General features: G+C 51.7%; 11 protein-coding genes. 9 read left to right on the plus strand and 2 right to left on the minus strand.

The window, feature by feature from the left end; genetic code table 11:
- Positions 1–107: 107 nt before the first annotated feature.
- The 4 genes from pepA to AB1E22_RS06720 all read left to right on the plus strand — a co-directional run bounded on the left by pepA (position 108) and on the right by AB1E22_RS06720 (position 5,730).
- Entirely contained in the window at positions 108–1,619 is a 1,512-nt protein-coding gene (pepA, locus tag AB1E22_RS06705) for a leucyl aminopeptidase (protein WP_034459593.1), read from the plus strand.
- A 149-nt stretch (positions 1,620–1,768) separates the two neighbouring features.
- On the plus strand, positions 1,769–2,227 hold the full coding sequence (locus tag AB1E22_RS06710) for a DNA polymerase III subunit chi (protein ID WP_139879902.1): 459 nt from the start codon (positions 1,769–1,771) through the stop codon (positions 2,225–2,227).
- Positions 2,228–2,233: 6 nt separating this feature from the next.
- On the plus strand, positions 2,234–5,089 hold the full coding sequence (locus tag AB1E22_RS06715; RefSeq protein WP_367594647.1) for a valine--tRNA ligase: 2,856 nt from the start codon (positions 2,234–2,236) through the stop codon (positions 5,087–5,089).
- Positions 5,090–5,226: 137 nt separating this feature from the next.
- Positions 5,227–5,730, plus strand: coding sequence for a GNAT family N-acetyltransferase (locus tag AB1E22_RS06720; RefSeq protein WP_367594648.1), 504 nt, complete (start codon positions 5,227–5,229; stop codon positions 5,728–5,730).
- Between the two features lie 58 nt (positions 5,731–5,788).
- On the opposite strand, the gene rraB is transcribed toward AB1E22_RS06720, so the two are convergent.
- A complete protein-coding gene (rraB, locus tag AB1E22_RS06725; protein WP_367594649.1) occupies positions 5,789–6,214 on the minus strand; it encodes a ribonuclease E inhibitor RraB in 426 nt (141 codons plus the stop codon).
- A gap of 99 nt (positions 6,215–6,313) precedes the next feature.
- Here rraB and argL point away from each other — a divergent pair, with 99 nt between their 5' ends.
- Together argL and argF (AB1E22_RS06730) are read left to right on the plus strand one after the other, a co-directional pair.
- Positions 6,314–6,382 (plus strand): putative translational regulatory protein ArgL, encoded by a 69-nt coding sequence (gene argL / locus AB1E22_RS21810; RefSeq protein WP_437178408.1) that lies wholly within the window; start codon positions 6,314–6,316, stop codon positions 6,380–6,382.
- Positions 6,379–7,386 carry an ornithine carbamoyltransferase gene (gene argF / locus AB1E22_RS06730; protein ID WP_367594650.1) on the plus strand — a complete coding sequence of 336 codons (1,008 nt, stop codon included), beginning with the start codon at positions 6,379–6,381 and terminating at the stop codon, positions 7,384–7,386. Before argL ends, argF (AB1E22_RS06730) begins: the two co-directional genes overlap by 4 nt.
- A gap of 39 nt (positions 7,387–7,425) precedes the next feature.
- Here argF (AB1E22_RS06730) and AB1E22_RS06735 read toward each other — a convergent pair whose 3' ends face one another.
- A complete protein-coding gene (locus tag AB1E22_RS06735) occupies positions 7,426–7,878 on the minus strand; it encodes a YhcH/YjgK/YiaL family protein (RefSeq protein ID WP_367594651.1) in 453 nt (150 codons plus the stop codon).
- A gap of 670 nt (positions 7,879–8,548) precedes the next feature.
- On the opposite strand from AB1E22_RS06735, the gene arcA reads away from it, so the two are divergent.
- From arcA to argF (AB1E22_RS06750), 3 genes are all read left to right on the plus strand, one after another.
- Entirely contained in the window at positions 8,549–9,769 is a 1,221-nt protein-coding gene (gene arcA / locus AB1E22_RS06740; protein WP_367594652.1) for an arginine deiminase, read from the plus strand.
- Between the two features lie 16 nt (positions 9,770–9,785).
- Positions 9,786–10,697 carry a carbamate kinase gene (locus tag AB1E22_RS06745; RefSeq protein WP_367594653.1) on the plus strand — a complete coding sequence of 304 codons (912 nt, stop codon included), beginning with the start codon at positions 9,786–9,788 and terminating at the stop codon, positions 10,695–10,697.
- Positions 10,698–10,777: 80 nt separating this feature from the next.
- Positions 10,778–11,782 carry an ornithine carbamoyltransferase gene (gene argF, locus AB1E22_RS06750; protein WP_367594654.1) on the plus strand — a complete coding sequence of 335 codons (1,005 nt, stop codon included), beginning with the start codon at positions 10,778–10,780 and terminating at the stop codon, positions 11,780–11,782.
- The last annotated feature ends 36 nt before the right edge of the window (positions 11,783–11,818 follow it).

Genomic DNA, 11,818 nt, shown 5'->3' on the forward strand with positions numbered 1-11,818 from the left:
CTCGTAAGATTAACACGAAGTCATCGCAACCGCGGAGATGAGTTACGAAAGCTTGCAATTCTAGCTGTAGCCACCGCCGTTGTCTTTAAGATTCAGGAGCGTAGTGCATGGAGTTCAGTGTAAAAAGCGGTAGCCCCGAGAAACAGCGTAGTGCCTGCATCGTAGTGGGAGTCTTTGAACCGCGTCGCCTGTCCCCGGTCGCCGAACAACTCGATAAAATCAGCGATGGCTACATCAGCGCGCTTTTGCGCCGTGGTGAGCTTGAGGGAAAACCCGGTCAAACTTTATTGCTTCACCATGTTCCGAACGTGCTCTCAGAGCGCATTCTGCTGATTGGGTGTGGCAAAGAGCGTGAACTGGATGAACGTCAGTATAAGCAAGTTATCCAGAAAACAATTAATACGCTTAACGATACTGGCTCAATGGAGGCCGTTTGCTTCCTGACTGAACTACACGTTAAAGGCCGCAACACCTACTGGAAAGTACGCCAGGCGGTGGAAACGGCAAAAGAGTCTTTATATAGCTTTGATCAATTAAAGACCAACAAAAGCGAGCCGCGTCGCCCGCTGCGTAAAATGGTCTTTAATGTGCCAACGCGCCGCGAGCTGACCAGCGGTGAGCGTGCGATTCAACACGGTCTGGCCATTGCAGCCGGTATTAAAGCGGCGAAAGATCTCGGCAATATGCCACCAAATATCTGTAACGCCGCGTACCTGGCCTCTCAGGCACGTCAGTTGGCTGATTCTTACAGCAAGAACGTGGTCACCCGCGTGATCGGCGAGCAGCAGATGAAAGAGCTGGGCATGCACTCATACCTCGCGGTGGGTGATGGTTCCCAGAATGAATCGCTGATGTCGGTTATCGAATACAAAGGCAGTGCCGATCCTGATGTGCGTCCCATCGTCCTGGTCGGTAAAGGCCTGACGTTCGACTCCGGCGGTATTTCTATCAAACCAGCCGAAGGCATGGATGAGATGAAATACGACATGTGCGGCGCGGCATCCGTTTACGGCGTGATGCGTATGGTTGCAGAGCTGAACCTGCCGATTAACGTTATCGGTGTGCTGGCAGGCTGTGAGAACATGCCTGGGGGGCGCGCGTATCGCCCGGGCGATGTGTTAACGACCATGTCCGGCCAAACCGTTGAAGTACTCAATACCGATGCGGAAGGCCGCCTGGTACTGTGCGACGTGCTGACCTACGTTGAGCGCTTCGAGCCAGATGTGGTTATCGACGTGGCGACCCTGACCGGCGCATGTGTGATTGCCCTGGGCCATCACATCACCGGCTTGATGTCTAACCACAATCCGCTGGCACATGAGCTTATCAGCGCGTCTGAACAAGCCGGTGACCGTGCGTGGCGCCTGCCGATGGCCGATGAGTATCAGGAACAACTGGAAACCAATTTTGCTGATATGGCAAATATCGGTGGCCGCCCTGGCGGCGCAATTACCGCGGCCTGCTTCCTGTCTCGCTTTACCCGTAAATATAGCTGGGCGCACCTGGATATCGCGGGTACCGCATGGCGTTCAGGTAAAGCTAAAGGCGCAACGGGCCGCCCAGTAGCGCTGTTGTCGCAATTCCTGTTGAACCGTTCAGGGTTTAACGGGGAAGAGTGATTTAGCGCCCTTCACGGCCTGCTTTTGTAGGGCGGATAAGCTTGCGTCATCTGCCGTTCCTGAAAAGATGGTGGATGACGCTTCGCTTATCCACCCTACGAAGCTCCAGATCGATTAGATCTTACATTTCAAAATTAAAAGCTGGCTTAATGAAAAACGCGACGTTTTACCTGCTCGACAACGACACACCCTCCGGTGAGTTGAGTGCCGTTGAAGCGTTGGTTTGTGAACTGGCGGCAGAAAGCTTTCGGGCGGGCAAACGCCTGCTGATTGCCTGTGTTGATGAACAACAAGCTATCCGTCTGGATGAAGCGTTGTGGCAGCGAGATGCGCACGCCTTTGTTCCGCATAATCTTGCCGGTGAAGGGCCGCGTTACGGAGCACCAGTAGAATTGGCCTGGCCACAACGACGTGGCAGTTCGCCACGCGATTTACTGATTAGCCTGTTGCCGCAGTTCGCAGATTTTGCCACCGCTTTCCATGAAGTGATAGACTTCGTACCTTACGAAGAATCCCAGAAACAACTGGCCCGCGATCGCTATAAGGCGTATCGCGTTGCTGGTTTCCACTTGACTACGGCGACTCATACCCCGCCGGGAACGACATAGCAGACAATGGAAAAGACATATAACCCGCAAGATATCGAACAGCCGCTTTACGAGCACTGGGAACAGCAGGGCTACTTTAAGCCAAATGGCGACACCAGCCAGGAAAGCTTCTGCATCATGATCCCGCCGCCGAACGTTACCGGCAGCTTGCACATGGGTCACGCCTTCCAGCAGACGATCATGGATACCATGATTCGTTACCAGCGCATGCAGGGTAAAAACACCCTGTGGCAGGCGGGGACTGACCACGCCGGCATCGCGACCCAAATGGTCGTTGAGCGCAAAATTGCCGCCGAAGAAGGGAAAACACGCCACGACTATGGCCGTGATGCCTTTATCGAGAAAATCTGGCAGTGGAAGGCAGAGTCTGGTGGCACCATCACCCGTCAGATGCGTCGTCTCGGTAACTCAGTAGACTGGGAGCGTGAGCGCTTCACCATGGACGAAGGCCTGTCCAACGCGGTGAAAGAAGTGTTCGTCCGTCTGTATAAAGAAGACCTGATTTATCGCGGCAAACGCCTGGTAAACTGGGACCCGAAACTGCGCACGGCGATTTCCGATCTGGAAGTTGAAAACCGCGAGTCCAAAGGTTCTATGTGGCACCTGCGTTATCCGCTGGCTGACGGCGCGAAAACAGCCGAAGGTAAAGATTACCTCGTTGTTGCGACCACCCGTCCGGAAACCGTACTTGGTGATACCGGTGTTGCCGTGAACCCAGAAGATCCGCGCTACAAAGATCTGATCGGTAAATTCCTGGTACTGCCGCTGGTTAACCGCCGCATTCCAATCGTTGGCGACGAACATGCCGACATGGAAAAAGGCACCGGCTGCGTGAAAATCACCCCTGCGCACGACTTCAACGACTATGAAGTTGGCCGCCGTCACGCCCTGCCAATGATCAACATTCTGACTTTCGACGGTGATATCCGCGAAGCGGCAGAAGTGTTTGATACCAACGGTGAAGAATCTACCGTTTACGGTACCGAAATCCCTGCTCAGTTCCAGAAACTGGAGCGTTTTGCTGCACGTAAAGCTGTGGTCGCTGCGTTCGAAGAAATGGGCTTGCTCGAAGAGATCAAACCACACGATCTGACCGTTCCTTACGGCGACCGTGGCGGCGTGGTTATCGAACCAATGCTGACCGACCAGTGGTACGTGCGTACCGCCCCGCTGGCGAAAGTCGCGGTAGAAGCGGTTGAGCAAGGCGACATTCAGTTCGTACCGAAGCAGTACGAAAACATGTACTTCTCCTGGATGCGCGATATTCAGGACTGGTGTATCTCTCGTCAACTGTGGTGGGGTCACCGTATCCCGGCCTGGTACGATGCCGAAGGCAACGTTTACGTTGGCCGTAATGAAGCGGAAGTTCGCGCTGAAAATAACCTCGGCGATGACGTTGCTCTGCACCAGGACGAAGACGTGCTGGATACCTGGTTTTCCTCCGGTCTGTGGACCTTCTCCACCCTCGGCTGGCCTGAGAACACCGAAGCGCTGCGTACTTTCCACCCGACCAGCGTGATGGTCAGCGGCTTCGACATCATCTTCTTCTGGATTGCGCGCATGATCATGCTGACCATGCACTTCATCAAAGATGAAGACGGCAAGCCGCAGGTTCCGTTTAAAACCGTCTACATGACCGGTCTTATCCGCGATGACGAAGGGCAGAAGATGTCCAAGTCCAAGGGTAACGTTATCGATCCGCTGGATATGGTTGATGGAATCTCGCTGGAAGATCTGCTTGAGAAGCGCACCGGTAACATGATGCAGCCGCAGTTGGCTGAGAAAATCCGTAAACGCACCGAGAAGCAATTCCCGAACGGCATTGAGCCACACGGCACCGACGCCCTGCGCTTTACGCTTGCGGCACTGGCCTCTACCGGTCGCGATATCAACTGGGACATGAAGCGCCTGGAAGGTTACCGTAACTTCTGTAACAAGCTGTGGAACGCCAGCCGTTTCGTGCTGATGAACACCGAAGAGCAGGATTGTGGCTTTAACGGCGGCGAACTGGTTCTGTCGCTGGCTGACCGCTGGATTCTGGCCGAGTTCAACCGCACCGTGAAGGCATACCGTGAAGCGCTGGACAGCTATCGCTTTGATATCGCTGCTAACATTCTGTATGAGTTTACCTGGAACCAGTTCTGTGACTGGTATCTGGAGCTGACTAAGCCGGTAATGAACGGTGGCTCAGAAGCAGAACTGCGCGGCACGCGTAATACGCTGGTGAACGTGCTCGAAGGGCTGCTGCGCCTGGCGCATCCAATCATTCCATTCATCACGGAAACCATCTGGCAGCGTGTGAAAGTCCTGAAAGGGATTAGCGAAGATACCATCATGCTGCAACCGTTCCCGGCGTATAACAGCGCGCAGGACGATGAAGCTGCGTTTGCGGATACCGAATGGCTGAAAGATGTGATTACAGCGGTGCGTAATATTCGTGCTGAAATGAACATCGCGCCGAGCAAACGCCTGGACGTGCTGCTGCGCGGCTGTACCGAAGAAGCGGTAAGACGCGTCAGCGAAAACCGCACCTTCCTGCAAAACCTGGCACGTCTGGAAAGCATCACTCTGCTGGCTGCTGATGATAAAGGTCCGGTTTCCGTGACCAAAATTATCGACGGTGCAGAGCTGCTGATCCCGATGGCAGGCCTGGTAGATAAAGAAGCGGAAATTGAGCGTCTGGCTAAAGAAGTTGCGAAGATCGAAATTGAGATTGGCAAAATCGAAGGCAAGCTGTCCAACGAAGGCTTTGTCGCCCGTGCACCAGCAGATGTCGTCGCTAAAGAGCGCGAGCGTCTGGTTGGTTTCGCAGATGCCAAAGCGAAACTGATTGAACAGCAGGCTGTTATTGCTGCGCTGTAATTCGTTTAGCTAAAACACAAGGCCGGGAAATTTCCCGGCTTTTTTTTGCCGCTGATTGCAATTTCCTCACTTGCACCAACCCTGCTGGAATGCTATTAACATCGGCTTATGTTCCCCAGGGCCTCACGAGTCATATTATGAATATCACTGCTCCGGTTGAAATCGCACTGCGCCGGATAACCGAACGCGACAATGCGGCGATCGCCCGCGTTATCCGCGAAGTCTCTGCTGAATATGGTTTAACAGCCGATAAAGGCTATACCGTAGCAGACCCCAATTTAGATGAGCTGTTTCAGGTTTATAGCCAACCAGGCCATGCTTTTTGGATTGTGGAACTTGACGGAGAAGTCGTTGGTGGCGGTGGTGTCGCACCTTTAACCTGTAGTGAGCCAGATATTTGCGAACTGCAGAAAATGTACTTCCTGCCGGTGGTACGCGGCAAAGGGCTGGCAAAGCGCCTGGCGTTACAGGCGATGGATTTCGCACGTACTGAAGGGTTTAAGCGCTGCTATCTGGAAACCACTGCGTTCCTGACAGAAGCTATTGCACTGTATGAACGTTTAGGCTTCGAGCATATCTCTGAACCGCTCGGCTGCACCGGGCACGTGGACTGCGAAGTACGGATGCTCAAGTCTCTGTAAAACATAATAAGGCGAGTTAATTCTCGCCTTATTCAATTACGCCGCAGCTTGGAAGAAATTAATGGCGAACGCCATCGTCGTCTTCATCTAAAAAATCTTCGTCGTCGCCTTCTTCACCCTCTTCACCGTTCGGGTCTTCAAAGTAAGTGCCCCAGCCGTCATATTCCACACCGAATTTCTCAGCGAGGTTCAGCAACTGTTCAACTTGCTCATCCAGCAGTTCAGCTTTCAGCGCGCTTTCGCTCAGCACGTCGCAGCAGATGACGGTTTCGCCCTCTTCCACTTCCAGCTCTTCCGGGTCGGTCACTTCATAACCCATTTTGAACGCTTCAACCGCTGCTTTTTCCAGGGTTTCAAAGTCGTCTGCGGAAAGGTGATGTTCGATGGTGTACAGCGCGTCCGGGTCGCTGCCGTCTTCCAGTAATTCTTCAATAATCAAACGCGTTTCTTCGCGTTGCTCTTCCAGCAGTTCTGGATTTGCCATGGCCCTTTCCTCAATTTATCGGCAGATACTTCTATTTTCACACACGGCTGAGTTTGCCTCCACCTTTCCCGCTAAAGTTTTATCTGCTGGGGGTTGCAAATGAATATTCATACATATAAATTGAATATTAATTCAATAAATGGCTTGTGCCATGCGAGGGAAATATGAGTCATTTCTATCAAAAACATTTTCTTAAATTACTGGATTTCACCCCTGCACAACTGCACGAACTCCTTGCCCTGTCTGCCAAACTGAAAAGTGACAAGAAAAAAGGGACTGAAGTTCAGCACCTTACTGGTAAAAACATCGCGCTCATCTTCGAAAAAGACTCGACTCGTACGAGGTGCTCTTTCGAAGTTGCCGCATTTGACCAGGGCGCACGCGTCACTTATCTCGGCCCGAGCGGCAGTCAGATTGGGCATAAAGAATCAATTAAAGATACCGCACGCGTATTGGGCCGCATGTACGATGGCATTCAGTATCGTGGTTTTGGTCAGGAAATTGTTGAGACGCTGGCGCAATATGCTGGCGTGCCGGTGTGGAACGGGCTGACTAACGAATTTCACCCTACGCAACTGCTGGCCGATCTGCTGACCATGCAAGAGCAATTGCCGGGCAAAACCTTCCAGCAAATGACGCTGGTTTATGCGGGTGATGCGCGTAATAACATGGGTAATTCAATGCTGGAAGCGGCGGCATTGACCGGTCTGAATTTGCGTCTGGTGGCACCGAAAGCCTGCTGGCCCGATGAAAACCTGGTCGCAGAGTGCCAGGCGCTGGCCACGCATAACGGAGGCAAAATCACCCTGACCGAAGATATTGCCGCGGGGGTGAAAGATGCCGATTTCATTTATACCGATGTGTGGGTGTCTATGGGCGAGGCAAAAGAGAAATGGGCGGAGCGTATTAATCTGCTGCGGCCTTATCAGGTGAATCGGGCCATGCTTGAGCTTACCGGCAATCCGCAGGTGAAATTCCTGCACTGCCTGCCTGCTTTCCATGACGACCAAACCACATTAGGTAAACAGATGGCAGAACACTATGGCCTGCATGGTGGCATGGAAGTGACGGATGAGGTATTCGAATCAGCAAACAGCGTGGTGTTCGACCAGGCAGAAAACCGGATGCATACCATCAAAGCGGTGATGGTTGCGACGCTGGCGAAGCTTTAGTGAGAAGTGGCGGATAGACGCTATCCGCCACTTCCAGAATTACGCCATCAACATCTTCACAACGACCTTACGCACCTTCTCAGGCTTGCCTACGGCACACAAAGGTTTGTGGACTTCGCCTGGATAAAACACCACGAAATCCCCTTCATTTAATACGACAGTTTTTTCCTGTTCGCCTTCAGGCAGGAACGCGATGTCCTTGTCTGCCAGCCAGTCTGTTTCTGGCGTACCCGCAGGCAAACAGCTAAAGGTCATCCCTTCCTGGCCGCGCATCACAATCTGGATATCCAGATAGCGTTGGTGAAATTCCGCCTGGCGCTCAGCGAATGGCTGCGTGCTGTCTTCAGAAACCAGCATAAACAGACGGTTGCCGTCGATATCATGTTTCCCAAGAGGGGTTTCAGGGGTGATGTGCTGTTTTACATGCTCGATCGCCTGACGCAGTTCTTCAGGAAGCCAGGACTGCAAAGAGTGAATGTTGCCAATAATCATGATTAATCCTTTTTTGAAACGATGTTTTATTATCGTATTTATACGAGCATTCACCCTTTGCCGCCACGAGTTTTTTATGAAAATTGGGGCTGGCGCATGTTTAGCGCAAAACATGTTACAGGTTTGTATCTGGCTTGAGGTTTTTATGCATAGAAAAAGCATAACTTCAAAACTTCACCTATCCGCCTTTGCCATAACTTGCTGTTTAAAAAACAGATTTATTTAAAACAAATCATCAGTCACAGTTTAAACCTGGTAAGTAAGTGCAAATTTAATCATAACTATTTTGTTTATTTCCCAGCATCAGAGATTAAAAAATGCATTTTATGCATAACTATACCCAGAAAACAAAAACCCATTAAATTTCAATAAATTATAAATTCCCCATTTATGCTTCAAATAACATCCAATTAACACACACGATAGAATAAGCGTAATTACGCGTAGTTATTCATATCGGCTCACCCCCTTATTTGTCATTCCATGACAGCTATCAATTAATTAACAGACAATTTAAAACTCCCTTGAACACGTGATAAACCTCACATTAAATAACCCTTATGAAATTAATATACGCCTCGAAGACATTACGAAAATTTATTTCATTCGCAGTGATAATTAATTATCACCACTGATATTTTCACCTCAGGATTAATGCAAAGGAATAGTCATGGACAAACACTATGTAGGTTCCGAAATTGGACAACTTCGCAGCGTAATGTTGCATCGCCCTAATCTGAGCCTGAAAAGACTCACCCCTTCCAATTGCCAGGAATTATTATTTGATGATGTTTTATCAGTAGAACGCGCTGGCGAAGAACACGATATATTTGCCAATACCCTGCGCGGCCAGGGCGTTGAGGTTTTATTGCTGACCGATTTGCTGACACAAACGCTGGATGTCAGTGACGCTAAGGCCTGGCTGCTCGACACCCAGATTTCTGACTATCGCCTTGGGCCTGCGTTTGCTTCCGATATTCGCGGCTGGCTTGCGGATATGCCGCACCGTGAACTGGCGCGGCGATTAAGTGGCGGCCTGACTTATGGCGAAATTCCAACTTATATCCAGAATATGGTTGTCGATACCCATGAAGTCACCGACTTTATTATGAAGCCGCTGCCAAACCATTTATTTACTCGCGACACATCCTGCTGGATTTATAATGGGGTTTCAATTAACCCAATGGCCAAAGCCGCACGCCAACGCGAAACCAATAATCTGCGTGCTATTTACCGCTGGCATCCATTATTTACCGATGGCAATTTTATTAAATATTATGGCGACGATAATATTAATTATGACCACGCAACCTTAGAAGGCGGCGATGTATTAGTCATTGGCCGTGGCGCGGTGTTAATTGGTTTGTCCGAACGCACCACGCCACAAGGCGTAGAGTTCCTCGCTGAATCCTTATTCAAACATCAACAGGCCACCCGTGTTATCGCCCTCGAATTGCCAAAACACCGGTCATGTATGCACCTCGATACAGTAATGACGCACATCGATATCGATACCTTCTCCGTTTATCCCGAAGTGGTTCGCAAAGACGCCCAATGCTGGACGTTAACCCCAGACGGCCACGGCGGTATTAAACGCCACCAGGAACCGAATCTGCTGCACGCCATTGAACAGGCGCTAGGCATTGATCAGGTGAAACTTATCACCACCGGCGGCGATGCGTTTGAAGCCGAACGCGAGCAGTGGAACGACGCGAACAACGTGCTGACCGTGCGCCCCGGCGTGGTTATCGGCTACGAGCGCAATATCTGGACCAACGAAAAATACGACAAAGCGGGCATCAAAGTGTTGCCGATTCCTGGTGATGAGCTGGGTCGTGGACGCGGCGGCGCACGCTGCATGAGCTGCCCATTAGAACGTGACGGTATTTAATCCAGGGAGAAACATCATGGAACACAAACCGACACTGGTCGTCGCCCTGGGCGGTAACGCCTTATTAAAACGTGGCGAACCGTTGGAAGCTGAAATACAGCGTAAAAACATCGATCTGGCAGCGAAAACGATCGCGCAGCTCACCTCATCCTGGCGCGTTGTTCTGGTTCACGGTAACGGGCCACAGGTGGGATTACTGGCGTTACAGAACAGCGCCTATCAGAAGGTGGCGGCTTATCCGCTCGACATTTTGGGCGCTGAAAGCCAGGGAATGATCGGCTACATGTTGCAGCAATCCTTGAAAAATCAGCTTCCAAACAGAGAAGTCAGCGTACTGCTGACGCAAGTTGAAGTGGACGCTAACGATCCCGCTTTCCAGAATCCCACCAAGTACATCGGCCCGGTGTATGACAAAGCGCAGGCTGACACGTTAGTGGCAGAAAAAGGTTGGACAGTTAAAGCCGACGGCCACTATTTCCGCCGCGTGGTGGCCTCTCCGCAGCCCAAAAAGATCGTTGAAAGCGATGCGATCAGCGCGCTTATCCAGCGCGATCATCTGGTGATTTGTAACGGTGGCGGCGGTGTTCCTGTCGTGGAAAAAGCCGATGGCTACCACGGTATTGAAGCGGTGATTGATAAAGATCTTTCCGCCGCCCTTCTGGCTCGCCAGATAGAAGCCGATGCGCTGCTGATCCTAACCGATGCCGACGCGGTGTATCTCGACTGGGGTACGCCAACCCAACGGCCAATTGCTCATATCACGCCGCAGGCGTTGGACGGTATGAAATTTGATGCCGGTTCGATGGGGCCGAAGGTCGCCGCCTGTAGCAAGTTCGTTGCGCAGTGCCACGGAATTGCCGGAATCGGAGCGCTTGAGGATGGCCCGGCTATTTTGGCTGGCGAGAAAGGGACGCTGATTCGAGAGTAACGCCCCGAACCGCAGAAACGATTTGTAGGGTGGATAAGCGAACGCGCCATTCACCATCAAAATTAAAAAGGATAACGAAAATGACCATCAACTTAAAAAACCGCAACTTCCTGAAACTGCTGGACTTCAAACCGGCAGAGATCCAGTACCTGATCGATTTGGCTCGTGAACTGAAAGCGGCAAAAAAAGCGGGCACGGAGAAGAAAACCCTGCAGGGTAAAAACATTGCGCTGATTTTTGAAAAAACCTCCACCCGTACCCGCTGCGCGTTTGAAGTTGGCGCATTCGATCAGGGCGCGCTGGTGACTTATCTCGGCCCAAGCGGCTCGCAGATTGGCCATAAAGAATCCATGAAAGATACCGCCCGCGTACTGGGCCGGATGTATGACGGCATCGAATACCGCGGCTACGGCCAGGATATTGTCGAAGAACTCGGTGAATACGCGGGCGTTCCTGTCTGGAACGGCCTGACCAACGAGTTCCACCCGACACAGATCCTCGCGGATTTGATGACCATGCTCGAACACGCGCCGGGCAAAAAACTCCAGGATATTTCCTTCGCTTATCTGGGCGATGCCCGCAACAACATGGGTAATTCCCTGATGGTTGGTGCGGCGAAAATGGGTATGGATATTCGCCTGGTCGCACCAAAAGCCTTCTGGCCGGAAGCGGCGCTGGTTGAACAATGCCGTGCTATCGCCAAAGAAACCGGCGGGCGCATCATGCTGACCGAGAGCGTAGAAGAGGGTGTTGCGGGCGTTGATTTCCTCTACACCGACGTATGGGTTTCCATGGGCGAGCCGAAAGAGGCCTGGGCCGAACGCGTGAGCATCATGACCCCCTATCAGGTTAACCAAAACGTACTCAACGCCACCGGTAATCCGCATGTGAAATTCATGCACTGCCTGCCAGCTTTCCACAACGAGCACACCAAAGTAGGTAAGGAAATCGAGCAGGAATATGGCCTGAAAGGGCTGGAAGTGACCGAAGAAGTCTTTGAATCCCCTCACTCCATCGTCTTCGACGAAGCTGAAAACCGTATGCATACGATTAAAGCCGTCATGGTTGCCACACTCGGAGAGTAATCCGCACGGGCGGCGGGGACGACACCCTCGCCGCCT

It is taken from the genome of Buttiauxella gaviniae (genome assembly GCF_040786275.1).
Taxonomy (GTDB): Bacteria; Pseudomonadota; Gammaproteobacteria; order Enterobacterales; family Enterobacteriaceae; genus Buttiauxella; species Buttiauxella gaviniae_A.